We start from the raw sequence: 24512 nt of genomic DNA on the forward strand, positions 1-24512 counted from the left end.
CCTGTGAGTGCTAAGATTGCGAACCGAGATAGACCAATGAACACCATGACTCTGAGTGCCGGCGAAGCAATTCCGGCGGAAACGAAAGCCACCAAACCGGCAGCGGAGCCCCCTTCTGTGAAAAACCAGGCCGTGAAGAGACCCGAGGAAATCGCCAGCACCGTAGGCAGCCCCTTCTGCGATGAAGCCAAGCTGCGAATGCGCAATGTGAATGTATTTTACGGCGAGGCCCAGGCGATTCACGATGTGAGCCTGGATATCGGTCGCAATCAGGTAGTGGCCATGATCGGCCCATCCGGTTGCGGTAAATCCACCTTCCTGCGCTGCCTCAACCGCATGAACGACACGATCGAAGGCTGCCGGGTGGAAGGCGAGCTGAGCCTGGATGGCGAAGCGATTTACGGCCCCAAAGTAGATGTGGTTCCGCTGCGTGCGCGGGTCGGTATGGTATTCCAGAAGCCCAACCCCTTCCCGAAAACCATCTACGACAACGTCGCCTATGGTCCCAAGATCCACGGCATCGCCAGCCGTCGCGCTGAACTGGATGAGATTGTGGAAAACAGTCTGCGCCGCGCCGGCCTGTGGAATGAAGTCAAAGATCGGCTGGACAAGCCCGGCACCGGCCTCTCCGGTGGTCAGCAACAGCGCCTGTGTATTGCCCGCGCTATTGCCGTGAGCCCGGAAGTGATCCTGATGGACGAGCCCTGCTCGGCCCTGGACCCCATCGCCACCGCGCGTATCGAAGAACTGATCGACGAGCTGCGCCAGAACTACACCATCGCCATTGTTACCCACTCCATGCAGCAGGCCGCGCGGGTAAGCCAGCGCACCGCCTACTTCCACCTGGGTAAACTTGTGGAGGTCAACGATACCGAGACCGTGTTCACCAATCCGGAACACGAGCTCACAGAAGCCTACATCACCGGCCGTTTCGGCTAAGGTTGGGGGGAGCCCACACAAAGTTATGGACATGCATTTCGATCAACACATCTCCCGCCAGTTCAACGAAGATCTTGAGTCCCTCAAGACGGAAATGCTGGAAATGGGTGGCATGGTCACCCGTCAGGTGGCTGATGCGGTAGAGGCGCTGGCCAATGCCGATAGCGAATTGGCGGAGAAGGTCCTGCAAGTGGAAGAGGAAATCGACCGCTGTGAAATGGATCTGGACGAGCACGCCACCCTGATCATTGCCAAGCGTCAACCGGCAGCGTCTGACTTGCGTATGGTGATGTCGGTCATTCGCATCGCCCGCGATCTGGAACGCGTGGGCGACGAGGCCAGCAAGGTTGCCAAGATGGCCATCGCTCTCACCGATGAGGGCACCGCCCCCCGCGGCTACACCGAGATTCGCCACATCGCCAACGAAGTGCGCAAAATGCTCAACGATGCACTGGATGCCTACACCCGCTTCGATGTGAAATCCGCCATGGAAACCCTGGCCCGCGACGATCAGGTCGACATGGATTACCGCAGCGCCGTGCGCGAGATGATCACCTACATGATGGAAGATCCGCGCAGTATTTCCCGGGTGATGAATGTGCTGTGGACCCTGCGGTCACTGGAACGTATTGGGGACCACGCGAAGAATATCTGTGAACAGGTGGTGTATCTGGTGAAGGGGGCGGATATTCGTCATGGCAACGAACAGAACATGCGCTGAATAAAATTGCACATCGGAAATCCGACGATTTCGTGCAGAAAAATTTTCTACAAAAGGTCGCAATTGCGGCCTTTTTTATGGGTAGTAAATCCGTACCATTTTTAACTGAGAACCAGTTACCGAAATAAAAGCCATTATTGGCATGGCCAAACGTTTTTTCCCTGGTTTCTTTGTCTGGCCGAACCCGCCGGATTCCCTGTGAACAGGAATCGGAAAATCATTCAGCTTTTATTCAGTTCCCCGCTGTCACAATGCACGTGCAATGGTAGTTAAACTACGGGAATCAAACTGTAATTGAGACGCGCGTCGCAATTAATAGTTTTCATTGCACATAAATTTTCCTGCGCTTAGAATCCGCGCCGAATTTGCCCCGGAGTCGGTTTCGACTGCCAAGGCAGGTCGGACGGGTACCAAGCGTACAGATGTAAATTAAACAGGGAACACTTCCATGAAGTTCAAGTTTGCCGCACTTCCTCTCATGCTGGCCTCTGCTGTAGTTTCTGCAGAGCAATACAATTCTTTCACCGATGCCGATTATGAAACTCGCGATTACAATGGCTCGGACGTTGACACTCTGAGTGTCCAGTCCCAGTACTATTTTGGCGCTCTGGAAACTCTGGGCCCGCGCAAGGAGTTCAGCTACATTCTGCCGGTGACCAACATTTACGGTGGAGTATCTTCGCTCGACGCAGGTTCGTTTGAAGATGAAGTAGTAACATTTGGTGGCGAGTACTACACCGGCCAGTGGAAGCTGTTTGGTGAGTTCAACGATGTTTACTCCACCAATGTTTACAGTGCTGGTGCTGGCTTCCTGTTTTCTCCGAACCTGCTTGCCGAGGTAGAAGCGCAAAAGGTTGAAGATGAAGATACCGTGCTGTTTGTTCGCGGCCAGTACAATCACCAACTGAGCGGCACCGATTACATCGGCTTCACTGCAGAAATTGACGATGGTTTCGATTACCGCAGCGTTTCATCCAAGTATTTCACCGCACTTTCCAGCGGCCAGTACTTTACTGCTGAGCTGGGCCTGACTGACACTGATGGCGCTGACTTTTACTGGAATGGTGGAGTGGAGTTTTACTTCAACGAAAATACTTCCGTGGGCGCTGCGTACGATGAGTTGGTAGAAGACTACGAAATCAACGCCACTCATTTCTTCAATCGCAATGTTGCCGCCAAGGTTGCTTACGGCTCCAACCGCGATTTCGACGATCTGGATATGTTCCGTATTGGCGTAACCGTTCAGCTGTAATTTCCTACCCGGAAATACGCACATAAAAAAGCGGGCGAAGAAATTCGCCCGCTTTTTTTATTTCTGAAATCTGGCTGCACGCCTGGTTTTACAAAAAAGCCATCAGCCCTGATTTCCCAGTGCCTGCACTCGTGCCTGTGCCTTGGTGCCGATATCGCCGCCGCCTTTCGCTGCGATCTGATACTGGCTCAGCGCATTTTGGGTGTTGCCCTGCTCCTCATATACCTGCCCCAGATAATAGTGCGCATGTGGCGTATCGAGATAACCGGTGGATCGCTGCAGATCGCGCTCGGCCGCGGTGTAATTTTTCAATTGCGCATTCAACATGCCGCGCATCAACCAGTTGGAAAACAGTGTCGGATTTTTCTGTACTGCCGTTTCGTAGGATTTGAGTGCTGACTGGTACTGTTTTTTCTGCGCCAGCAAATCCCCTTCCAGTGCGTAAAACGCCGCTTCTTTAGGTTGCTGTTTCTGAGCCTGACGGGTCAGTGTCAGTGCGCGGTCGTAGTCTTCTTTCTGCACCGCGGCTACCGCGTCATCGTAGCTCTTGTAGGCGTCCGCATCTTTCTTCAGCTGTGCAATCGCCTGTTGATACTGGCTGCGATTGACGGTGCCGCTGGGCAACTGCTTCGCGTGTTTGATATTGGCATCCACGCGGGACTGCGACGGCGGGTGGCTGGCGAATAGCGCATCGAGGCCGCCGGCCTGACTGCCCTTGGACAGCTCGACAAATTTTTCCTGCAGGCGCACGGCACCATAGGGGTCGTAACCCGCAGCGGCCATGTATTTCATACCGTACTGGTCGGATTCCAGTTCGTTATCGCGGCCGTATTTGGCGATATAGGCAGAACCACCAAATTGGCTGCCCAGCGAGATCAGGTCGCCGTAGGCAGTTTCTTTTGTGGTCGCTCCCAGAATGGCGATACCGGCCCCCAGAATCTGCTGCTGCGACATGGCGGCGGCGGAGTGGCGCGCAGCGGCGTGGACGATCTCGTGGCCGAGTACTGCGGCCAGTTCGGCCTCGTCTTCCAGCAATACCAACAGGCCGCGGTTGATGGCGATCTTGCCACCGGGCAGCGCCCAGGCATTGGGGGTGGAGTTGTTCAGTACCACGAACTCATAGGGCAGGCTGGGCTGATCGGAAACCTTCGCCAGCTTCTGGCCCACGCGGCTGACGTAGGTCTGCAGTGCTGGGTCAATCAGGTATTCGCCACCCTGGGTCTGCTGGGCCTGGGGGTACTGCTGCTGGCCCAGTGCCACTTCCTGGCTCTGGGACATCAGGGACAATTCTTTCTTGCCGGTTACCGGATTGACCGCACAGCCGGCGATGCCCGCCGTCACAGAAGCGGCAACAGCCGCGGCCAGCAGGCGGTTTGAGATTGAGCGCGGAATCATGGATCACTCCCTGTATAATGTTCGGTTCAAAGCGGCGGTATGGGCACTGGGTGCCCGTTCCGCAGCGAACGTCTATTTTACACAGTCCGGAGACCGGGGTTATGACGACCGCACTGCAGATTATCGAACTATTCGCTGGCAACAATCCGGACGGTGAGCCGGTGGTGGAGCGGATGCAGGTGCGGGTCAACGAGGATGACAGCGTGCAGTTGGTGCGCTCGCCGGCGTTTATCAAGGGCATCGCCAGTGGCGATACCATCAAGGTGGACCGGGAGGACCCCGAGAAGCCCAGCTTCGAGCTGGTGAAGCGCTCCGGTAACCTGGCGGTGCGGGTTTTCTGCCGTGGCGACAGCACCAAGCTTTCCGACCAGCTGACCCCGCAACTGGAAAAGCTGGGTGGCGAGCTGGATATGGAGAGCCCGCGCCTGCTGGTATACAGCATTCATGTGAGCTGCGGCTTTGCCGAAATCGAGCAGATACTCAACAGTATCTGTGACGGGGCCAACAGTGTCTGGTACTACGGCAACGTGTACGACCCGGTGGATGGCCAGACGCCGCTGAACTGGTGGCAGGACATCCTCAAGCCGGAATAAAGCTACTGCGCGAGCGCCTGGCGGCGCCCGGCGGTGCTCACAATCCTCACGTACTGAAGTACGCTCCGGTTGTTGCGCTCCGGCGGCCACCACCAGCCACTCGCTCGCTACGCTTTCTTCAGCCCTGAAAGCGACTAAAGATTAATTAGAGTGAGCCGTATGCTGATTGTCATCTCCCCCGCAAAAACCCTCGATTACGAAAGCGAGATCCCCGCCCTCGACACCACCCAGCCGGATTTCCTCAAGGAGTCCGCGGCGCTGATCAAACAGCTGAAGGTCCTGAGCCCGCAGGATATTTCCAGTCTGATGAAAATTTCCGACAAGCTGGGCGTGCTCAATTACGACCGGTTCCACAGCTGGAAGCGCCCGTTTACCGACAAGAATGCCCGCCCTGCGCTGTTGGCGTTTAAAGGCGATGTCTATACCGGGCTCGAAGCGGACTCCATGGGCAAGCGGGATTTTGCCTTTGCGCAAAAGCATCTGCGTATGCTCTCCGGCCTCTACGGTCTGCTGCGCCCGCTGGACCTGATGCAGCCCTACCGACTGGAAATGGGTACGAAATTCGCCAACAGCGGCGGCAAGAACCTGTACGAATTCTGGGACGGAAAAATTACTGAGGCGCTCAACCAGCAGCTCAAGGCACTCAAGAGCCGCGAGCTGGTCAACCTCGCCTCCAATGAATACTTCAAATCCGTGCAGCCGAAAAACCTGGATGCCGAGATTGTCACTCCGCACTTCAAGGATTGGAAAAACGGCCAGTACAAGATGATCAGCTTCTTCGCCAAGAAGGCCCGCGGCATGATGAGCCGCTGGGCGATCGACAACCGGGTGAAGAAGGCAGAGCAGCTGAAGGAATTTGATATGGCCGGGTATTACTACAGCGCCGAACACTCCAAAGGCAATGACTGGGTGTTCCTGCGCGACGAGCAGCCGGCCTGATCATGGACGCCGGTAAACTGCCCGACGCGCCCTCCACCGGGCGCAACCGCGAACCCATTTTGGCTCAGCTGCAGCGGCTGATGTCTCGCAGTCAGCGAGTGCTGGAAATTGGCAGCGGAACCGGCCAGCACGCGGTCTACTTTGCCCCGCGCCTATCGCACCTGCAGTGGCAGGCGTCCGAGCGCCGCGAGCAGCTGCATGAAGTCCGGGCCTGGCTTGCGCAGTACCCCGCAGACAACCTGCCTGCGCCGCTGGAACTGGACGTCACCGGCTGCTGGCCTAACATTTCTGTGGATACCGTCTTTACCGCCAATACCCTGCACATCATGCCGGCGGCGGCGGTCGAAACCCTGTTTCAACGGTTGCCACAGGTGCTGACGGGTGATGGACAATTTATCGCCTATGGCCCGGTGAAGATCGGAGGGCAGTATATCGGCCCTGGCAATGCGGGGTTCGACGACTGGCTGAAAGAACAGCACCCGCTGCGCGGTATCCGCGACCTAGAGTGGCTGGATCAGCTCGCCGCTGCTCAGGGGCTACATAGAATCGAAAACAATTATCTGCCGGCCAACAACCAGTTACTGGTGTGGCAACGTTAAATCGGAAAACAGGAGTGCACTATGCCCCCATGGTTTGAAACCGCCCTCGCTATTCTGGCGGCCATTGCCGCTGTATTTTTCTTTGGCAAATATCGCGAAACCGCGGCAGCGCTACACGAATCCGAGCGCATGAAGCACAAGTTGTCCAAGGACCTGGACCGCTATCGCGACGTCCCTCAGCTGCGCGCCCTGCGCGATGGCCTGATTGGTGAGCGCAACCTGCCGGTGGACGACGACGGACGTGAGCACCTGTTGATCCGCGACAGCGCGCGCAAGCTGGTGCACATCAGCGTGCAGAAAACCGCTGAGCCGGTAACCGCAGAAGAGGCGGTGCATTATCGTGCGGGTGGTGAAGAGCGCGTATTGAAGGAGCTGGAATAGCCTCCCTTTCTACGTTCAGCCTCTTCTCTCCCCGCCACTTTCGCAAAGCCCCTTGTCTGGGGCTTTTTGCCATCTGGGGCGTGCTGCCCTTGCCCTGAAAAACTGCATCACAAAAAAATAGTGATTCATTTCACAAAATAACCCTAAAGGGCCATTGTGATACCCAGCCGTAATGTTTATTTTGGCGCCGCCGATAATGCTAACAACAGGCGTGTACAAAAAATATTCTGACTCAACATTACATAGGATTGGTTGTTCATGTGGACCAAAAACCGAATTGCCAGCGTGGTTACTGCAGGGGCTATCTTGGGGGCGGCGCCGGTGGCCGCAGAAGTGTTTTCCGGGCGCGGCAGTGCCATGGGGGGGGCTGGTGTTGCCGGTGGTGACTACACCTACAGTGCACTGATAAATCCGGCAACGGCGACGAACTTCGAAGAAAACGACGATTTTGCAATAACGTTTGATGTCGGTCTGATTGCCAACGATCGCAACGAATTCATTGATACCAGCGAAGACCTGACGGATTTCCTCGACGAGATCGATGGCCTGGCTGCCACTCAGGAAGACGCCGACTTTATTCTCGATCAGCTGAAACTACTCGATACCGCGAGCCTCACCGCCGAAGCCGGCGCGCAGCTGACCATCGCTATTCCCAACCGTGTTGCTTCCGGCCTGCTGTTTGTACGCCAGTCCGCCTTTGTTGCCACGGATGTACAGCTCGCCGCGTCCGATGTGGCGCTGCTGGAAGATTTTGGTACACAGATTTTTGACGAGGACGATCTGGAAACGGCCGCCGGTGCCTTTGGCTACTCCATGCAGGAGATCGGTTTTGCCGCCGCGAGGGAATTCACCTTTGCCGGGTATCAGGTATCTCTGGGGGCCACGCCCAAGTACCAGACGGTCGAAACCATCGAGTACATCGAAACCATCGCCGACTTCGACAGCGACGACTTTGAAGCGGATGATTACATGCTGGAGCACAGCAACTTCAACATCGACTTCGGCGCCACCATCGACTGGGGCGAGCTGCAGGGTGGCGTTTCCCTGCGCAATGCCATCGCGCAGGAATACGAGACGGTGGAGAAAGGTGTGGAAATCCAGCTGGAGCCGCAACTGACCGCGGGCCTGGGCTACACCGGTGAGGTATTTACCCTGCTGGCCGACGTGGATCTGAATTCCGTTGAACTGTTCGACGGCGCCGGCGAAATGCAGATCGCCCGCCTGGGTGCGGAGGCCGATCTGTTCGACTGGGCACAGCTGCGAATCGGCTACCGCCACGACCTGAAAGACACCTACGACGGCGCCATTACCGCCGGTATCGGTTTCTCGCCGTTCAATGTGGTGCACTTCCACCTGTCTGCGATCAAGTCTTCCGACGATACTCTGGGTGCTGCCCTGCAGTTTGGACTCGACCTGTAACTCGTCGATCGAAATACGCTGGAAAAAAGAAAGGGGCCAATCGGCCCCTTTCTCGTTTTTGTATCGGCTGGATTTTGAATACGTCAGGCGGAGCTGGCCAGGGTCAGCTTCTTGATCGGAAAGTTGAGAATAAACGTGCTGCCCCGGCCCGGCATGCTGGTTACGCTCATATTCGCGCCGTGGCGCAACAGTACATGCTTGACGATGGCGAGACCGAGGCCGGTGCCGCCGCTCTCCCGGGAGCGACCGGCGTCCACCCGGTAGAAGCGCTCGGTCAGACGCGGAATATGCATCGGATCAATACCGATTCCGGAATCTTTTACCGAGTAGTGGCCGCCGGCAGAATCGGTTTTCCAGCGCAGTTCGATGGGCCCGCCGTCCGGGCTGTATTTCACTGCATTGAATGCCAGGTTGGCGAAGGCGCTGTGCAGTTCGCCGGCGTCGCCGGTCAGGGTGCAATCTTCTGCGCAGTGCACGGAAATCTCGTGGCGCTCGCCGCTCAGCGAACGCGCCTCCCCGGCTACCCGTTCCATCAGCTCTCGGACTGAAACCCGGTCGCGCCCGCTGTCGCGCTCGGAAGTCTCCAGCCGCGCCAGCAATAAAAGATCGTTTACCAGGCTGGTCATGCGCACCGTCTGGTCGCTCATCTGCGCCAGTGGCCGATCCCAGTTGCTGGGGGCCTGGCCGCTGAATTGTAGTGTTTCCAGGTAACCGGCGATTACAGTCAGTGGTGTACGCAACTCGTGGGAAACATTCGCCACAAAATCCCGTCGCATCTGTTCCAGGTTGTGCAACCGCGTCACGTCCCGCACGATCACCAGCGCCTCGTCCTGGCCGAAGCGGGTTACCTCCATCTGCAGAATACGCGAGTCGTCCCCCGGTGCCGGCAGGGTGATCGGCTCCTGAGTTTTGTTGTTTGGCTCCAGCATGCGCTGGTGCATGTGCTCTACAAAACGCGGATCGCGCACGAAGTTGACCAGCGGTTGGCCGGCATCGTCCGTCTGCAGGCGCAACATCTGCCCTGCCGCCGGGTTCCACCAGGCCAGATTGCCCTCGTCCTCCAGTGCCACGATCCCCTCGCGCAGAGCGCTGGTACTGCCCTGCACCCGCCGCAACATGGAGTGCAGCTTCTGCTTCTCTTTGCGGTGGCGCCGTTGCAGGCGATAGAAATCGTCGGAAATATCGCCCCACACGCCGAAATTGGTGGGCGCCGGGCCGCGGCGGCCGTTGGAGAGCCAGCGGTCGAAACGATTCTGCTGGTACAGCAGCCAGAAGAGGTAACAGGTCAGGCCGGCGCAGAGCGCCAGCCACCAGTGATTGGTGATGAAACCAAGGATGGTGGTGCCGAGGGCGATGACGATAAAACGCGAGAACTCGCCAATACTGCGATCGAGCATGATGGTTGGGCCATCTTGTTTTGAGGGCTAGGTTACACCCTTTCTGCGGTCTGTACAGAAAAGCGGTAGCCGGTGCCGCGTACGGTCTGGATATAGCGTTCGTGGCCGTCGACGGTCAGCGCCTTGCGCAGGCGGCGGATATGGACGTCCACGGTGCGCTCTTCGACATACACGTTGCCACCCCATACGTGATCCAGCAACTGGGTGCGGGTATAGGCGCGCTCCTGGTGCGAGAGGAAGAACGTCAGCAGACGAAATTCCGTCGGCCCCATCTCCGCCGGATTGCCGTTGATGGTCACCCGGTGGCTGATCGGATCCAGCACCAGGCCTCCCGCGGTCAGTGGCTCTTCCGGGGTGCTCGGGCCCGCCCGGCGCAATACTGCCTTCAGGCGCGCCACCAGCTCGCGCGGAGAAAACGGCTTGGTGATGTAATCATCCGCACCGGTTTCCAGTCCCTTGATCTTGTGATCCTCTTCGCCTTTCGCCGTCAGCATGATGATCGGGATCGAGGAGGTCAGTTCATCCCGCTTCAGACGGCGGGCGAGTTCGACACCGGACACATCCGGCAGCATCCAGTCCAGCAGGATCAGGTCTGGCTTCTCATCGATGACCAGGGCGTGTGCCGCCTGGGCATTCTCCGCCTCAAGGCAGCGGTAGTCCGCCATCTCCAGGGCTATTCGCAACATGTCCCGTACCGGGGCCTCGTCGTCGACGATGAGAATCGTTTTGTTGTGCATCTGCCTGCCATACCCTAACTGGTGAATGCGTCATTACTGACATTTCTTAGAGTGGCCATTTAACGTCACTTTGATGACAAATATATGACAAGCGACCGACTATCACGAATCCGGTGCGGGCGATGGTGAGTCACTGGATGGCAAAGTGAAACAATATTCCCGCAAACAGCGCAGCGCCGACCCAGTTATTGTTCAAGAATGCCTTGAAGCAGTTGTCCCGTTGCCGATCCCGCACGAGCCACTGTTGATACGCAAACAGACCGGCCGCCACAGCAACGCCGCAGTAGTAAAGGGCTCCCAGTTCTGCGCGGCTGCCGAGCATCAGCAGTGCCAGTATGACCATCGCCTGCAGGGTGGCGGTCATCACCCGGTCCATATCGCCAAACAGGATGGCAGTGGATTTGACCCCGATCTTGAGGTCATCGTCTCGGTCCACCATGGCATAGAACGTATCGTAAGCCACGGTCCATAGCAGGTTGGCAGTGAACAGCAGCCACGCCACCGCCGGTACTTCATTGCTAACCGCGGCGAAGGCCATGGGAATGCCCATGCTGAATGCAGAGCCCAGCACCACTTGGGGGAGATGGGTATAACGTTTGGCGAAGGGATAGCAGAAAGCCAGAGCCAGTGCCGGCAGCGACAGAAGGACGGTGAGCTTGTTGGTAGTGAGCACCAGCAGGAAGGCCAGTAGCATCAGCCCGGCAAACAACAGTATCGCGCCTTTGGGGGTGGCGGCACCGGTGGCCAGGGGGCGCTGGTTGGTGCGTTTTACATGCCCGTCGATATTGCGGTCGGCGAAGTCGTTGACGGCGCAGCCGGCGGCGCGGGTCAGGATCACGCCGAGGGTAAACACTAAAAACAGGTGCAGCCCCGGCCAGCCCCCGGCGGCAATCCACAGTGCCATCCATGTGGGCCAGAGTAGCAACAGGGAACCGATGGGCCGGTCCAGCCGGGCCAGCTGCCAGTACGGGAGGGCGGTGGGCCAGCGCTGTCGAATCTGTTGGCTGATCATGGCTTCTCTCTTTGGTGTGCCTTGTGGCCGGCTCAGGTGAGGGGTGGTTTATGGGGATTGAAACTGCTCAGAAAGGTCTCTGCAACCAGCAGCGGTTTGTCGTGCAGCCAGAAGGTGGAGCGGCGGCCCCAGGCGCGCGGTTCCAGAGAGTCGAGCTCGGGCTGTTTGCTGCGCGGGTTGCGCGCGAGGCGGTTGAGGACGATGGGGCTGCGGCGGATGTCGGGCTGGCTGAACAGGAGCTCGCCGAGGGGCCGGTTGTCGAGGTTGCGCAGGTAGCGGGATTTACCGGCGAGGGTGCGTTCGGGGAGTACGCTGCGGGCGTACACCCAGGGCGCTTCATCGCTGCCGTAGAGCAGGACTTCGCGCACCAGTGCGCGGGTTCGCTCCTTGAGGTTGAGGGCGCGACGCTCTTCGAGGTGCGGCTGCTGCCAGCCCTGGCTGAGGATCTGTACGCTAAAATCGCCGTTGCTGAGGTGTTTGAGGGCGGCGGTGAGTGAGCCGGGGTGCAGCAGCCAGGGCAGTAGTTGCTCCGGGGGTGTGTGCCCGTGGAGGCTGTCCAGGGGTTGTGGATGCCAGTCGCCGATGGTCTCAAAGGGGGAGTGGTACAACGCAGACTCCGCGCAGGTTCAAATAACGGCATTGTACCCGACCCGCGGCCCGACGAAACGGGGGTGCATTTTGCTCCGGTCCCACGCTGCGGATATAGTGGCGCATTGTCCTTATTCAGCGATGGGGCACGAATCAACCGCGGTGGCGGTGGTGCTACCGGGTACAGTCTTGTGAGACACGCCGTGAACCCGTCCCTGGGGGCTCTGCAAAAACATCCTGTTTTTGAAGGTCTCACAAGACTGTACCCGGTATCACCACCTTCGCCCGAAAATAAGCAGCGCTGTAAAAGCGAACAATGTGTTCGTCAGCTTTCTGATGAATACCCAAACAGGACGGACCATGGGGCTCACCAAAAAAATTGTACTGGCCATGATTGCGGGGATCGCCGTTGGCCTGATCTGCAATGTTCTCAACACCAGCCAGGTGCTGGGGGCCGGGGTTACTGGCTTTATCAACGATTACCTGACCAATGGCCTGTTCGATATCGTAGGCCGAATTTTTATCGCGTCATTGAAGCTGATGGTGGTGCCGCTGGTGCTGGTGTCACTGATCTGCGGTGCCTGTGCGCTGTCGGAAGGCAGCCGCGTGGGGGTGCTGGCGGGTAAGACGCTGTTGCTCTATCTGCTGACTACTGCGGCGGCGATTAGCCTGGCACTGCTGCTGGCGCTGGTGATCCAGCCGGGTGTGGGTATGGAGCACATGGCGGGAGATGCGAGCTTTGAGCCAAAGCCTTCACCGCCCTTGTCGGAAGTGGTGGTGAATATTTTCCCCACCAACCCGGTGGAGGCGATGGCTGAGGGCAATATGCTGCAGATCATCGTGTTTGCGCTGCTGATGGGCTATGCGATTTCTCGCAGCGGCAAGCCGGGGCAGCGTGTTGCGGGTTTTTTCAATGACCTGAACGAGGTGATCCTGCGCATGGTGGGGGTGCTGATGGTGTTTGCGCCCTACGGGGTGTTTGCGCTGCTGGCGACCAAGATTGCGCAGCTGGGCTTTGATGCGATTCCGCAGTTGGCGAAGTATTTCGGGGTGGTTTTGCTGGCGCTGATGATCCATGCGTTCGGTGTTTACTCGCTGCTGCTGAAGCTGCTGTCCGGCCTGAGCCCGCTGAAACTGATCAAGAAGATGCGCCCGGCGATGGTGTTTGCGTTCAGTACCGCGTCTTCGGCGGCGACCATTCCAGTTACGTTGCAGACGGTGGAGAAGCGCCTGGGTGTGGATAACAAGGTGGCGTCGTTTACGGTTCCACTGGGTGCAACCATCAATATGGATGGCACGGCGATCATGCAGGGGGTGGCGACGGTGTTCATCTCCCAGCTGTACGGTATCGATATCGGTCTGGTGGGTTACCTGTCGGTGATTCTGACCGCGACGCTCGCGTCCATTGGCACAGCGGGTGTACCCGGTGTAGGCCTGATCATGCTGGCGATGGTGTTGCAGCAGGTTGGCCTGCCGCTGGAGGGCATCGCGATTGTGATGGGCGTGGATCGTCTGCTGGATATGGTACGCACGGCGGTGAATATCACCGGTGATTCCGTGGTCAGTACCATCGTGGCGAAGAGTGAGGGTGCGCTGAATGTGGACACCTTCAACGATGACAATTACAACAGTGTGGTCACTGACGGCGAGGATCGGGCGGCGACTTCCTGATCGTTGTCGAATTCCTGAGCACAAAAAAAGGGGCGGGCCGAATAGACGGCTCGCCCCTTTTTTTGCTCGGTTGTGCGGGTGGCCAGTGGGATTCTAGAGTGAAGCCATGTCTCGCAGCTGATCGGCCTCGAGATTGTCTTCCATGGATTCCACCAGCTCTTCCACCAATTCGCTGAGTGCTTTCTTGATGGCTTCTTCGGTGTCGTCATCGCCGCTGCGACCGTCGTAATAACTACGAACCAGATACTGTTCCTGAATTTTCAGGTCATCAATATTGATGCGCTGTTCGCGCAGCGCGGTGCCGCTGCGGTTTTTCAGGGTGTAGCGAAACTCTCCGCTCAGGGCCACGTTGCCCCGTTCGAGATCGTAATCGTCTTTTGGCTTCATCGTATTCAGGTGTTTGATCACCTTGAGCTCGAGGGTGTTGTGCAGGTTCAGTACGCCATCCTGCTCCACCAGCGGTATTTCTTCGTCGTCGAGATACTCGTAGAGTTCCCGCGCCAGCTCGCTGTGCAGGTGCTGGGTGTAGTTGCGCACGGCCTGCTGTTTGAGCTCAGCGAGACCGCCACCAGTGGTGGCCTGGGCGAGCATCAGTTGCAGGTTGCCGCTGGAAACCGGCATGGGGACGTCAATCTGGATGCTGGTGGGGGCGACCACGAGGCTCGGTGTGTGCTCGTCACCACCCCACAGTTGGGCTGCTGCCTGCGTGGACAGGCCGATCCCGAGCAGGCCGGCGAGAGCCAGTCGGCGAAATTTTGATGTTCTCATGCATCGTTCCCTGTTTTCTTTTTTATACCGGGATATGTGTCGTTCGACGGCGAATGATTTCGCTCTGTATTTATGTGATAACTGTGACAGGCTGCCACTTATCGGCACAGAGAGCAAAAAATTTCCGTGACCTGCGCGTCAGTAGCAGTCTTTTTTGTGAATTTGATCTCGGCGAGGGTGGTTTTATTGCGTTAGCCCCAGGGTGGGTGCTGGCCGAGTGATTGCTGGGGGATCTGTGCGGGTGAACCTGTGCGGGGGATGGGAGGCTGCGGGGGTGGAGCCTGGAGGGCGGCTGGCGGAGCCGCCACCGGGGCGAAGAGAGCGGGAGCGCGTGGGCTTAGCCCCCGGTTAGCTCCCGCAGGCTGTCGGCCTCCAGGTCGTCTTCAATACGGTCGACGATGCGTTCGACCAGGGTGTCGAGCATTTTCTGTAATTGCTCGTCGGTGTTGTCTTCCGCGGCTTCGCTGCCCAGCGGGGTCTTGATCTGGTATTTGCCTTTCAGGCGCAGGTCGGCGATGTCCAGGCGTTTTTCTTTCAGTACTTCCCCATTTGGCGCATCGAGACGGAAGTGGTAGTCGCCAGTGGCGCTCAGGTTACCGCGTTCCACTTCGTAGTTGCCGCTGTTCTTCAGTCCACTCAGTTGTTTGGCGATCGAGATGTCGATGCTGTTGTGCAGGGTCAGTGCGCGGCTGTCGCTGATCAGGGGGATTTCTTCATCGGCGAAAAAAGCTTTGAGAGCGGCGTCGAGTTTGCTGCGTAGCTGTTCGCTAAATGCCTCGATCGCTTTATTCCGTGTGGCGCTCAACCCTTTTCCTGAAGTGGCCTGTGCCAGCAGCGCGTCAAAGTCGTTGCCCTGCAACGGGGTGGGGATCTCCGCTGCTACCTCTGTGTAGGCGAGCTTGATGTTGGGCGGCGGTGTGTCGCTGCCGCCAAACAGTCCCTGAGCCCAGCCCGGTGTTGCGAGCAACAGGGCGACCAGGGCAGCAGAGCGTTTGAGAAATGTGTTCAAGGAAATCATCCGGTGAAATGTGTGCTGATGTTGCGCTGGGCAGGGTCCCGCCAGCCGCGGACGGTGAGCCCGGGTAGCAGGCGTAGCCTGCAGATTGTGGGCGGCATTGGCCCTTCAGGGGAGGCTGCCATCACTGGCGTAGGAGTGCAAAATTATTGGTGACCGCAAGTGACTAATTGGTCCCTACAATAACCGTGTCCGGTGCAAAGCGCGCAGCAATTCACATTTCTAGCGATACATCTGCCGCAAGGGTGCGTCAGGCTTCGGCGAAGCGGGGCTTGTTGTGCAGCCAGCGGCGGATCAGCGCGCCGCGGATGTCCGGGCTCAGCTGTGGCGCAGCGGCGATTTTCTGGACCTGTGGCAGCAGGTGGGCGTCGCGCTGCAGGTCGGCGATGCGGTGCTGTATTTCGCCGGTCTGGCGGGTGCCGAGAATTTCTCCCGGGCCGCGCAGGCGCAGGTCTTCCTCGGCGATAGCGAAGCCGTCCGCATGGCTGCGCAGTGCCTGCAGCCGCGCGCGGCCATTGGCAGACAGCGGCGTGCTGTACATCAGCACACAATGGCTGGCAATGCTGCCCCGGCCCACGCGCCCTCTTAACTGATGCAGCTGGGCGAGGCCCAGGCGCTCGGGGTTTTCGATGATCATCAGGCTGGCGTTGGGGACGTCGACTCCCACCTCGATTACGGTGGTGGCGACCAGCAGGTCCACTTCGCCGGCTTTGAATGCCTTCATCACCAGGTCCTTGGCGTCCGGTTTCATGCGCCCGTGCACCAGTGCCACGCGCACGCCGTCGAGGGTGTCGGCCAGTTCTTCAGCGGTGGACTCTGCTGCCTGGGCCTGCAGTGTTTCCGACTCTTCGATCAGGGTGCAGACCCAGTAGGCCTGGCGCCCGTCCTTGACCGCCGTTTGTACCCGTTCCATCACGTCGTAGCGGCGCTCGTCGGATACGGCAACGGTGTTGATGGGCTGGCGGCCTGGGGGCAGTTCGTCGATCACCGAGCAGTCCAGATCGGCGAAGGCGGACATGGCAAGGGTGCGCGGAATCGGGGTGGCGGTCATGATCAGCTGGTGGGGCTGGGTTCGGACCTCGCCTTCCAACGCACCCTTTTCTCGCAATTGCAGCCGCTGGGCTACGCCGAAGCGGTGCTGCTCGTCGATGATCACCAGCGCCAGACGGTGGAACGCCACTCCCTCCTGAAACAGGGCATGGGTGCCCACGATCAGCTGCCCGTCGCCATGTTCGATGGCCGCCAGCTGCGCTCGTCTTTCCGCTGCCTTCATGCTGCCGGTGAGCCACGCGACGGTGATGCCCAGAGGCTCCAGCCAGCCACGGAAATTGATGCGGTGTTGCTCGGCGAGGATCTCGGTGGGTGCCATCACTGCGCACTGATAACCGGCACCGATGGCCTGCAGCGCGGCGCGCGCGGCCACCAGGGTTTTGCCCGCGCCCACATCCCCCTGCAACAGGCGCATCATGGGTGCCGTGGCGGCAAGATCATCGGCGATTTCCCGCCCCACCCGCTGTTGCGCATTGGTGGGGGTAAACGGCAGGCGGGCGAGAAAGTCCCGCTCCAGAGCGGTGTTTATCGATAGTGGCGGCGCGGCGACTTTGGACGCGCTGCGCCGCAATTCCAGCAGGCTCAGGTGGTGGGCCAGCAGCTCCTCGAGAGCGAGGCGTTGCTGTGCGGGATGCTGGCCCTCGGCCAATTGCGACAGGTCCGCGTCCGCCGGCGGGCGATGCAGGTACATGAGGGCGCCGGCCAGTGGCATTTGCAGCGCCTGTGGCATCAGGTTGCTGGGCAGCAGCTCGGTGACATTGTCATCTGCCAGCCAGTCCAGCCCCTGGCCGATCAGCGCGCGCAACCGGCCCTGGCCGAGCCCTTCGGTCAATGGGTAAATCGGGGTGAGCGTTTCCGCGGTCGGAGAAATATCTTCCCCCAGAATTTCGGTTTCCGGGTGATAAAGTTCTATTCCAGCGCTGCCGCGGCGGGCCTCGCCGTAGCAGCGTACCCGCGTGCCAGGGGCCAGGCGGTTTTTTTGCGCAGCGGTGAAGTGGAAGAAGCGCAGGGTGATGCTGCCGGTGGTGTCCTGCAGGCGCACCGCGAGGCTGCGGCGGCGGCCAAAGGTGACGTCGGCGGCGCGTACTTCGCCCTCGATCACTGCGTCCATCCCCGGTCGCAGTCCCGCCAGTGGGATCACCCGGGTGCGATCCTGGTAGCGTGCGGGCAGGTGGAACATCAGGTCCTGCAGGGAGCTGATGTTCAGTTTGGCGAGGGTTTCCGCCAGTTTTGCGCCCACACCTTTGAGGGCCGTAACGGGGATTTCCGCGAGTGGTTTCTGAGAGGGGTTGAGCGTCTGGTTCACGGACTCGGTAATTGGCACTGGTTAATGGCGTCGCGCAGCATATCGATGGCGCGGTGTCGGGGAAAGCTGGCCCGCCAGGCCAGGGCCACGGTGCGCTGGGGCGCCGGCGCCACAAACGGGCGGGTAACCAGCACGCCACTGGCGTACTGGGACGCGGCCGCCGCGGACAGCGGCAGCACGGTAATGCCCAGGCGCGAGGCCACCATATGGCGCAGGGTTTCCAGCGAGCTGCCGTCGGCAGCGGTGCGGATATGGCCGCTGCCGGACTCTTTTTCGATGGAGTGCTGCAGCTGCGGGCAGGCTTCCAGCACCTGGTCGCGGAAGCAGTGGCCTTCGCCCAGCAGCAGGACGTTGTCTTCGCACAGCTGGTCCGGGGTCAGCGCGTCGAACTCGGCCAGCGGGTGATCGGAGGGCATCAGCACCACAAATGGCTCGTCGTACAGGGGTTGGGTGACCACGTCCGGCTCGGTAAACGGCAGTGCGATGATCACCGCATCCAGCTCACCCTTGCGCAGCCGCGCGCGCAGCGTGGAGGTATAACCCTCTTCCACGAACAGGGGCATCTGTGGGGCGCGCTGCTGCAGCTGAGGAATGAAATGCGGGAACAGGTAGGGGCCGATGGTGAAGATCGCCCCAACCGACAGCGGGCTGCTCAGCTGGTCTTTACCCGCACTGGCAATGTCTTTGATGGCTGCGGACTGTTCCAGCACCAGTTGCGCCTGGGCGACGATGCGCTCACCCAGCGGCGTGGCCTGCACCCGTGTCTTGGAGCGCTCGAACAGCGCCACACCCAGCTCTTTTTCGAGCTTTTTAACCGCGATGGACAGTGTCGGCTGGCTTACAAAGCAGCGCTCGGCGGCGCGGCCGAAATGCTGTTCCTGAGCCAGGGTGACGATGTAGCGCAATTCGTTCAGAGTCATGGCAAACGCAATCAGAGAAAACTTGGCGATAGAGTTTATTCATAAACACCCCCGGGCGGCCAGTAAAACTGCCGGGGCCTTGTGTAAATGTCTCAATCTAGAAAAAAATGCTATTAATAAGGGTCACAGTTAGTAATATTTGCTATTACCATGTGATCGAAACCGGTGGCGTGGCGCTTTTTTTGCTATACGTGTAAGGGCAAGTGTTCAAATCACACAAAGCGGAGAAACGCTCTATGGGTATCTTGTCTTGGATTATTTTGGGTCTGATCGCAGGCGCACTGGCCAAATGGATAATGCCCGGCCCCGATCCCGGTGGCTGGATTGTGACCATGGTCATCGGTATCGTCGGTGCATTCATTGGTGGCTGGCTGGGGTCCCTGGTCGGGATCGGCGGCCCGGTTTCCGGTTTTTCGCTGGGCGACATCGTTACCGCGGTGATCGGCGCGATCGTGCTGCTGTTTATTTACCGTATGGTGAAATCGCGCGGTTGACTCCGCACACGGCACTTTTGACGCCAGGGCCCGCAGTTTACTGCGGGCCCTGTTCACAGATTGTGGTTGGTAAACAGGTTATAAAGACTGTTGCTGACTGATTATTCGCAGTAGTTCATAAAAACTATTCGGACGCGATGCAGCTTCTGCTGCGGCATCGTGTATTGTGGGGCCGGTTTTCGGTACCCGGGGGTTTATACGAGCGGTTATGGCAAAGGAAAAAGTCTGGATCTTCGGTTGTGGTGATCTGGGGACTCGTCTGGCATTGAAGCTGGATCGCAAGGCGTACGACGTATTCGGTGTGCGGCGAAATCCGCTGCAGGCACTCGCGCGCAAGCGCCGCGCCGACGTGGTCAACTGGCGCCGCGGCGACGCCACCAAGCCGGAGGATATCCAGCGGCACCTGAACCAGGGTGCAGATATTGTCATCGCCACCTTCACGCCGGGTGCGAGCACGCCCCAGGCCTACCACCGCGCCTACGTGGAAACCGCCAACGCCATGCGCGATTCTATCGCCGCCATGGAAACGCCTCCCCGCCTGTTCCTGTGGATCTCTTCCACCCGCGTCTACGGCCAGAGTGGCGACCAGTGGCTGGATGAGCGCTCGCAACCGCTGCCCGGCAGTTATCAGGGCGAAGCGCTGCTCGCTGCAGAAAAGGTGGCCCAGTCTACGGTTACTGAATCCTGTGTGGTGCGCTTTGCCGGTATCTACGGCCCCGGACGAGACCGCCTGCTGTCGCAGGTGCGCGCCGGCCGCTGTGCACCGCCGTCACCGCCGCAGTTCAGCAACCGGATTCATGTCGACGACGCCGTGGGGTTTCTCGCGCATCTGATCGAGGGCCAGAAAAAAGGCATGCCGTTGGAGAAGTTGTATATTGGCGCCGACTGTACGCCGGTCCCCATGTACGAGCTGCAGAGCTGGCTGGCAAAATCCATGGGTTACACCAGCGCGCACCTGCGTGAGGAAGTGGCCACCAGTGAGCGCCGCTCCAAGAAAATGAGCAATAAACGCATGCTGGATAGCGGCTATACGATGTTGTATCCGGACTACCGTGCGGGCTACAACACCTTGCTGGAAAACGACTGAATTTCCGAATCCGCGCCGCTCACCCGAAGCGGCGCTATTTCTCTTCCGTTCCGCTGGTTCAGATTACCAGTATCCCTTCCGCTTCAAACTGCGCACCCTTGGGCAGCTCGCTCACGCCCACCGCTGCGCGCGCCGGAAATGGCTTGGTGAACATCTCCTCCATCACTTCATTGACGGTGGCAAAGTTGCTGAGGTCGGTGAGATACAGATTCAGTTTGACGAGATCGTCCAGGGAACCATTTGCAGCCTCGCACACGGCCTTGAGGTTCTTGAATACCTGAACCGCCTGCTCGCGGAAATCGTCAGACACCAGCTCCATGGTTTCCGGTACCAGTGGAATCTGGCCGGACAGGTAAATGGTGTGGTCCACTTTGACGGCTTGCGAGTAGCTGCCGATTGCGGCCGGTGCCTTATCGGTTTTTATCACGGCGCGATTGGGCATGGGTTACTTCTCTCCCGGCCTGACAAGGCCTGCTTGCTGAAAAAGAAAGCGGGAGAATATAGCGCGGTTTTTCGGGTTTGGGGAGCAATGCCAGAGGCGGTCTGTCGATATGCGGAACCTGTCCACATTCCAGGAAGATTCACGCAAAACCCCACCGGTTATCACGGCCTACCCGCAAGAAATATCCGCCAATAGCGACAAGCCTGACGCTACCCCTGAGGCGCAGTGGCGGGGCCCATCCGACAAACGATTGCCGGTTAGGTTGTTTGACGGGTGGGCACTGCCACTGGGCCAACCCATTCGAAGCCTAAAAAATTCACGGGCGAGCGATCTTGATCACTGCCGGCAGATTCCGCAGGCGCTTCATTACCTGCGCCAGGTGCACGCGGTTGGTCACTTCCAGAGTCAGTGCGATCACACTGTGCTGGGCATCTTTTTCATCCACATGGATCTGCTCGATGCTCGCGCCCTCTTCCGTAATGCGTGTGGCCAGGCGGGCGATGATGCCCCGTTCGGATTCCACTTCTACCCGCACATCGCCGAGGAAATCACCCTTCACATCCGGTGACCAGGCTACCGCCATGATGTTTTCCGGGTGTTCGCGCAGCTCTGCCGCGTTGCGGCAGGTATCCCGGTGCACCACCACGCCCTTGCCCGAGCTGATGTGGCCCATGATGGTATCGCCCGGAATCGGCCGGCAGCAGCGCGCGAAACTGATCATCATGCCCTCCTGGGCATCAATGGTCAGCGGCGAAGAAATATTGCTGGCTTCGGTTTCCATGGTGCCCGGTGGCACCAGCAGTTTGGCCGCAGAGAAGGCGGCGCGATTGCCCAGGCCGATCTCTTCCAGCAGGTTGTCAAAGCTCTCGCACTTGGCTTCTCTCACGCCGCGCTGAATCTGCTCCTCCTCCAGGTCCGAAACCTTCAGGTGGAACTTGCTCAGTGCTTTTTCCAGCAACCGCTGTCCCAGCTCGATGGAATCGTGATGGCGCTGGTGTTTGAGGTAGTGGCGGATGGCGCTGCGCGCTTTTGCGGTGACCACGAAGTTGAGCCAGTTGGGGTTCGGCTGCACATTCTTGCTGGTGAGGATTTCCACCTTCTGTCCGCTTTCCAGCGGTTGCGACAGCGGCGCCAGGCGCTGGTTGATGCGCACGGCCACGCAGGAATTGCCCACATCGGTGTGTACCGAGTAGGCGAAGTCCACCGCAGTGGCACCGGCGGGCAGGTCGATGATCTTGCCCTTGGGGGTGAACACATACACCTCGTCCGGGAACAGATCGATCTTTACGTTTTCGATAAATTCCAGCGAGTCGCCGGCGCGCTGCTGCATTTCCAGCAGGCCCTGCACCCAGCGGCGCGCGCGCACCTGGCTGGTACCCCCGGTGTTGAGCACCTCGTCGCCGGAGGATTTATACAGCCAGTGGGCGGCAATACCGCTGTTGGCCATCTCGTCCATTTCCTTGGTGCGGATCTGCACTTCGATGGGTACCCCGTGCATACCGAGCAGTACGGTGTGCAGGGACTGGTAACCATTGGATTTGGGGATGGCGATATAGTCTTTGAACTCGCTGATTACCGGCTTGTAGAGGTTGTGGATAACTCCGAAGGTGCGGTAACAGGTGTCCACGCTATCGACGATGATGCGGAAGGCGTAGACGTCCATGATTTCCTTGAACGACTTCTTCTTCGAGCGCATCTTCTGGTAGATGCTGAACAGGTGTTTCTCGCGGCCAATTACCAGCGCGTCGATATTCTCCCGATCCAGGCGCAGCTCGATGGCGTTCTGAATTTTCTCCAGCAGCTCCTTGCGGTTGCCGCGGGCGGCGACCAGCGCCGCGCGCAAACGGCTGGCACGCAAAGGGTAGATGGCGAAGAAGGCGCGGTCTTCGAACTCGATCCGCACATCGTTCATACCTAGGCGGTTGGCGATGGGTGCGTAGATCTCGAGGGTTTCGCGGGCGATGCGCGCGCGCTTTTCCGGCTTCAGGGAACCCAGGGTGCGCATGTTGTGCAGGCGGTCGGCGAGCTTCACCAGAATCACGCGGATATCGCGCGCCATGGCCAGGGCCATTTTCTGGAAGTTTTCCGCTTGTTTTTCCGCGGGGCTGTCGGTCTCAAACTGGGTCAGCTTGGAGACGCCATCCACCAGATCGGCGATCTCGCTACCGAACTGTTCCGACAATGCCGCCTTGGGGATGCCCGTGTCTTCAATGACATCGTGCAGCATGGCCGCGGCCAGGCTCTGGGCGTCCATGTGCATACCGGCCAGCACCGTGGCGACCGCGAGGGGATGGGTAATATAGGGTTCACCGGAGCGCCGTTTCTGGCCCTCGTGGGCCTGCTCCGCGTAGAAGTAGGCACGGCGGATGAACTGGATCTGGTCGGGGGGAAGGTAGGACGAGAGGCGATGGGCCAGACTGTCTATGGTGTGCAAAGCCGCGCTCGCCTCTTAAATTTCCAGCAATTCCTGCATCGATCGATCAAATCGGGCTTACATATCCTGTTCGGACAGGAATACAGGCGCCGGTGCGGCGTGCTGAATCGGCTCTTCTTCCGGCTCGTCGAGGATGCTGGCGTCAACGAAGCCCTCTTCGATTTCGCGCAGGGCGATTACGGTGGGCTTGTCGTTTTCTTCCGGCACATGGGGGTCGCGGCCGCCGGTGGCGATCTGGCGTGCGCGCTTGCTGCCAACGATAACCAGCTCAAAGCGGTTGTCTACGTGGTCGAGGCAATCTTCAACGGTAATACGTGCCATAAATCTTCTGTTCCAGTGTAAGTTCACCCGGGTGGGCAAAATTGACGAATTCTGTTGTCTGGTCGGTCAGCACCGACACGGACGGGGTCATCTATTCTACCGGACCGCGCGGTGTACGCAAATCGAACAGTGTGTATAGGTTCAATTTAGTTTTGGGGCTCACGGTCTGCTGGCTTCGTGGCGGCGCCGCTACCGGGTACAGCTTGCTGAGACACGCCGTGACCCCATCCCTGGGGGCTCTGCAAAAACATCCTGTTTTTGAAGGTCTCAGCAAGCTGTACTCGGTAGCGGCGCCTTTGCCCGCGGTCCGGAGTGTTTTACTGGCTGCGGAGTAGCGACTGCAAAAGACCGGCGTGCTGTTCCTGCTGCCGTCCCAACCGCTGTCGCTCTGCCACCATGATGGCGCGCAGCTCACTCAGCGCGGTGGTGAAATCGTCGTTGATAACCAGGTAATCGGTCTCCACATAGTGAGACATTTCATCGATCGCCTGCGCCATGCGTTTGTCGATTACCGCCTGGTCGTCCTGGCCGCGCCCGGTCAGGCGTTCCAAAAGCGCCTGTTGCGATGGCGGCAGAATAAAAATTCCCACTGTCTTTGGCATCAGTTTGCGCACCTGTGCCGCGCCCTGCCAGTCAATTTCCAGAATCACATCGCGGCCGCTGGCCAGGGTCTCTTCAACCCAGGCTCTTGAAGTGCCGTAGAAATTGTCGAATACCTTTGCGTGCTCCAGAAAAGCACTCTCACCCAGCATCGCCACGAACTCGTCGCGGCTCACGAAATGATAGTTGATACCCTCGGTCTCACCGGGGCGCATGGGCCGGGTGGTATGGGACACGGATACGGTGACCTGGGTGTCGGCCTCGATCAGCGCTTTGACGAGACTGGTTTTGCCGGCGCCGGAGGGCGCGGAGACCGTATAGAGAGTACCTGTGGACACGGCGAACCCTGCTGCTGTGTTGGTGAGTGAAAGTGATGGGCGGGGATTATAACGAAAGGAAGACAGGCAGTCCCCCGACCGGTGCTGGGGGCAA

24 protein-coding genes are annotated in these 24512 nt (G+C 59.0%); 11 read left to right on the forward strand and 13 right to left on the reverse strand.

Annotated elements, in window-relative coordinates; translation table 11 throughout:
- Positions 1-198 precede the first annotated feature (198 nt).
- From pstB to Q1A74_RS06615, 3 genes are all read left to right on the forward strand, one after another.
- Complete coding sequence (pstB, locus tag Q1A74_RS06605) at positions 199-939, forward strand: phosphate ABC transporter ATP-binding protein PstB (protein ID WP_299595560.1); 741 nt, start codon at positions 199-201, stop codon at positions 937-939.
- Positions 940-964: 25 nt separating this feature from the next.
- Positions 965-1660 (forward strand): phosphate signaling complex protein PhoU, encoded by a 696-nt coding sequence (gene phoU / locus Q1A74_RS06610; RefSeq protein WP_299593926.1) that lies wholly within the window; start codon positions 965-967, stop codon positions 1658-1660.
- 448 nt (positions 1661-2108) lie between these two features.
- A complete protein-coding gene (locus Q1A74_RS06615) occupies positions 2109-2912 on the forward strand; it encodes a putative porin (RefSeq protein ID WP_299593928.1) in 804 nt (267 codons plus the stop codon).
- 102 nt (positions 2913-3014) lie between these two features.
- Here the strand turns inward: Q1A74_RS06615 and Q1A74_RS06620 are convergent, their stop codons facing one another.
- Positions 3015-4307, reverse strand: a complete 1293-nt coding sequence (locus Q1A74_RS06620) for a M48 family metalloprotease (RefSeq protein ID WP_299593930.1) — start codon at positions 4305-4307, stop codon at positions 3015-3017.
- 101 nt (positions 4308-4408) lie between these two features.
- Between Q1A74_RS06620 and Q1A74_RS06625 the strand changes: the two genes are divergently transcribed.
- From Q1A74_RS06625 to traF, 5 genes are all read left to right on the forward strand, one after another.
- Positions 4409-4900, forward strand: coding sequence for a DUF4265 domain-containing protein (locus tag Q1A74_RS06625; RefSeq protein WP_299593931.1), 492 nt, complete (start codon positions 4409-4411; stop codon positions 4898-4900).
- Between the two features lie 159 nt (positions 4901-5059).
- Positions 5060-5839 (forward strand): peroxide stress protein YaaA, encoded by a 780-nt coding sequence (gene yaaA / locus Q1A74_RS06630; RefSeq protein ID WP_299595562.1) that lies wholly within the window; start codon positions 5060-5062, stop codon positions 5837-5839.
- Positions 5840-5841: 2 nt separating this feature from the next.
- On the forward strand, positions 5842-6438 hold the full coding sequence (locus Q1A74_RS06635) for a DUF938 domain-containing protein (protein WP_299593933.1): 597 nt from the start codon (positions 5842-5844) through the stop codon (positions 6436-6438).
- Positions 6439-6459: 21 nt separating this feature from the next.
- A complete protein-coding gene (locus Q1A74_RS06640) occupies positions 6460-6819 on the forward strand; it encodes a hypothetical protein (RefSeq protein ID WP_299593936.1) in 360 nt (119 codons plus the stop codon).
- Positions 6820-7077: 258 nt separating this feature from the next.
- Positions 7078-8238: a conjugal transfer protein TraF gene (gene traF, locus Q1A74_RS06645; protein ID WP_299593938.1), complete on the forward strand. Its 1161-nt coding sequence runs from the start codon at positions 7078-7080 to the stop codon at positions 8236-8238.
- 83 nt (positions 8239-8321) lie between these two features.
- Here traF and phoR read toward each other — a convergent pair whose 3' ends face one another.
- The 4 genes from phoR to Q1A74_RS06665 form a co-directional block, all read right to left on the reverse strand.
- On the reverse strand, positions 8322-9635 hold the full coding sequence (gene phoR, locus Q1A74_RS06650) for a phosphate regulon sensor histidine kinase PhoR (protein WP_299593940.1): 1314 nt from the start codon (positions 9633-9635) through the stop codon (positions 8322-8324).
- 32 nt (positions 9636-9667) lie between these two features.
- Positions 9668-10372 (reverse strand): phosphate regulon transcriptional regulator PhoB, encoded by a 705-nt coding sequence (phoB, locus tag Q1A74_RS06655; RefSeq protein ID WP_299593942.1) that lies wholly within the window; start codon positions 10370-10372, stop codon positions 9668-9670.
- A 130-nt stretch (positions 10373-10502) separates the two neighbouring features.
- Positions 10503-11384, reverse strand: a complete 882-nt coding sequence (gene ubiA, locus Q1A74_RS06660) for a 4-hydroxybenzoate octaprenyltransferase (protein ID WP_299593944.1) — start codon at positions 11382-11384, stop codon at positions 10503-10505.
- A gap of 32 nt (positions 11385-11416) precedes the next feature.
- Entirely contained in the window at positions 11417-11992 is a 576-nt protein-coding gene (locus tag Q1A74_RS06665) for a chorismate lyase (RefSeq protein ID WP_299593946.1), read from the reverse strand.
- Positions 11993-12332: 340 nt separating this feature from the next.
- Between Q1A74_RS06665 and Q1A74_RS06670 the strand changes: the two genes are divergently transcribed.
- On the forward strand, positions 12333-13643 hold the full coding sequence (locus Q1A74_RS06670; protein ID WP_299593948.1) for a dicarboxylate/amino acid:cation symporter: 1311 nt from the start codon (positions 12333-12335) through the stop codon (positions 13641-13643).
- Between the two features lie 93 nt (positions 13644-13736).
- Here the strand turns inward: Q1A74_RS06670 and Q1A74_RS06675 are convergent, their stop codons facing one another.
- From Q1A74_RS06675 to Q1A74_RS06690, 4 genes are all read right to left on the reverse strand, one after another.
- Positions 13737-14411, reverse strand: a complete 675-nt coding sequence (locus Q1A74_RS06675; RefSeq protein ID WP_299593950.1) for a hypothetical protein — start codon at positions 14409-14411, stop codon at positions 13737-13739.
- A 337-nt stretch (positions 14412-14748) separates the two neighbouring features.
- Entirely contained in the window at positions 14749-15420 is a 672-nt protein-coding gene (locus Q1A74_RS06680; protein ID WP_299593952.1) for a hypothetical protein, read from the reverse strand.
- A gap of 256 nt (positions 15421-15676) precedes the next feature.
- Positions 15677-17782, reverse strand: a complete 2106-nt coding sequence (recG, locus tag Q1A74_RS06685) for an ATP-dependent DNA helicase RecG (protein WP_299593954.1) — start codon at positions 17780-17782, stop codon at positions 15677-15679.
- Positions 17779-18702, reverse strand: coding sequence for a hydrogen peroxide-inducible genes activator (locus tag Q1A74_RS06690; RefSeq protein ID WP_299593956.1), 924 nt, complete (start codon positions 18700-18702; stop codon positions 17779-17781). Before Q1A74_RS06690 ends, recG begins: the two co-directional genes overlap by 4 nt.
- Positions 18703-18938: 236 nt before the next feature.
- Between Q1A74_RS06690 and Q1A74_RS06695 the strand changes: the two genes are divergently transcribed.
- Together Q1A74_RS06695 and Q1A74_RS06700 are read left to right on the forward strand one after the other, a co-directional pair.
- Positions 18939-19196 carry a GlsB/YeaQ/YmgE family stress response membrane protein gene (locus Q1A74_RS06695; RefSeq protein ID WP_299593958.1) on the forward strand — a complete coding sequence of 86 codons (258 nt, stop codon included), beginning with the start codon at positions 18939-18941 and terminating at the stop codon, positions 19194-19196.
- A 208-nt stretch (positions 19197-19404) separates the two neighbouring features.
- Positions 19405-20283, forward strand: a complete 879-nt coding sequence (locus Q1A74_RS06700; RefSeq protein WP_299593960.1) for an NAD-dependent epimerase/dehydratase family protein — start codon at positions 19405-19407, stop codon at positions 20281-20283.
- A gap of 58 nt (positions 20284-20341) precedes the next feature.
- On the opposite strand, the gene Q1A74_RS06705 is transcribed toward Q1A74_RS06700, so the two are convergent.
- The 4 genes from Q1A74_RS06705 to gmk form a co-directional block, all read right to left on the reverse strand.
- A complete protein-coding gene (locus Q1A74_RS06705; protein ID WP_299593962.1) occupies positions 20342-20725 on the reverse strand; it encodes a RidA family protein in 384 nt (127 codons plus the stop codon).
- A gap of 316 nt (positions 20726-21041) precedes the next feature.
- Complete coding sequence (locus tag Q1A74_RS06710; RefSeq protein WP_299593964.1) at positions 21042-23159, reverse strand: RelA/SpoT family protein; 2118 nt, start codon at positions 23157-23159, stop codon at positions 21042-21044.
- A 57-nt stretch (positions 23160-23216) separates the two neighbouring features.
- A complete protein-coding gene (gene rpoZ / locus Q1A74_RS06715; RefSeq protein ID WP_299593966.1) occupies positions 23217-23480 on the reverse strand; it encodes a DNA-directed RNA polymerase subunit omega in 264 nt (87 codons plus the stop codon).
- A gap of 317 nt (positions 23481-23797) precedes the next feature.
- On the reverse strand, positions 23798-24418 hold the full coding sequence (gmk, locus tag Q1A74_RS06720; RefSeq protein WP_299593968.1) for a guanylate kinase: 621 nt from the start codon (positions 24416-24418) through the stop codon (positions 23798-23800).
- Positions 24419-24512: the final 94 nt, after the last annotated feature.

The organism is uncultured Microbulbifer sp. (assembly GCF_947504145.1).
Lineage (GTDB): Bacteria > Pseudomonadota > Gammaproteobacteria > Pseudomonadales > Cellvibrionaceae > Microbulbifer.

Excerpts from the sequence above, each read along its gene's own strand:
- pstB (WP_299595560.1), top strand. The coding sequence starts at position 199 with ATGCGCAATGTGAATGTATTTTACGGCGAGGCCCAGGCGATTCACGAT.
- phoU (WP_299593926.1), top strand. The coding sequence starts at position 965 with ATGGACATGCATTTCGATCAACACATCTCCCGCCAGTTCAACGAAGAT.
- Q1A74_RS06615 (WP_299593928.1), top strand. The coding sequence starts at position 2,109 with ATGAAGTTCAAGTTTGCCGCACTTCCTCTCATGCTGGCCTCTGCTGTA.
- Q1A74_RS06620 (WP_299593930.1), bottom strand. The coding sequence starts at position 4,307 with ATGATTCCGCGCTCAATCTCAAACCGCCTGCTGGCCGCGGCTGTTGCC.
- Q1A74_RS06625 (WP_299593931.1), top strand. The coding sequence starts at position 4,409 with ATGACGACCGCACTGCAGATTATCGAACTATTCGCTGGCAACAATCCG.
- yaaA (WP_299595562.1), top strand. The coding sequence starts at position 5,060 with ATGCTGATTGTCATCTCCCCCGCAAAAACCCTCGATTACGAAAGCGAG.
- Q1A74_RS06635 (WP_299593933.1), top strand. The coding sequence starts at position 5,842 with ATGGACGCCGGTAAACTGCCCGACGCGCCCTCCACCGGGCGCAACCGC.
- Q1A74_RS06640 (WP_299593936.1), top strand. The coding sequence starts at position 6,460 with ATGCCCCCATGGTTTGAAACCGCCCTCGCTATTCTGGCGGCCATTGCC.
- traF (WP_299593938.1), top strand. The coding sequence starts at position 7,078 with ATGTGGACCAAAAACCGAATTGCCAGCGTGGTTACTGCAGGGGCTATC.
- phoR (WP_299593940.1), bottom strand. The coding sequence starts at position 9,635 with ATGCTCGATCGCAGTATTGGCGAGTTCTCGCGTTTTATCGTCATCGCC.
- phoB (WP_299593942.1), bottom strand. The coding sequence starts at position 10,372 with ATGCACAACAAAACGATTCTCATCGTCGACGACGAGGCCCCGGTACGG.
- ubiA (WP_299593944.1), bottom strand. The coding sequence starts at position 11,384 with ATGATCAGCCAACAGATTCGACAGCGCTGGCCCACCGCCCTCCCGTAC.
- Q1A74_RS06670 (WP_299593948.1), top strand. The coding sequence starts at position 12,333 with ATGGGGCTCACCAAAAAAATTGTACTGGCCATGATTGCGGGGATCGCC.
- Q1A74_RS06675 (WP_299593950.1), bottom strand. The coding sequence starts at position 14,411 with ATGAGAACATCAAAATTTCGCCGACTGGCTCTCGCCGGCCTGCTCGGG.
- Q1A74_RS06690 (WP_299593956.1), bottom strand. The coding sequence starts at position 18,702 with ATGACTCTGAACGAATTGCGCTACATCGTCACCCTGGCTCAGGAACAG.
- Q1A74_RS06695 (WP_299593958.1), top strand. The coding sequence starts at position 18,939 with ATGGGTATCTTGTCTTGGATTATTTTGGGTCTGATCGCAGGCGCACTG.
- Q1A74_RS06700 (WP_299593960.1), top strand. The coding sequence starts at position 19,405 with ATGGCAAAGGAAAAAGTCTGGATCTTCGGTTGTGGTGATCTGGGGACT.
- Q1A74_RS06705 (WP_299593962.1), bottom strand. The coding sequence starts at position 20,725 with ATGCCCAATCGCGCCGTGATAAAAACCGATAAGGCACCGGCCGCAATC.
- rpoZ (WP_299593966.1), bottom strand. The coding sequence starts at position 23,480 with ATGGCACGTATTACCGTTGAAGATTGCCTCGACCACGTAGACAACCGC.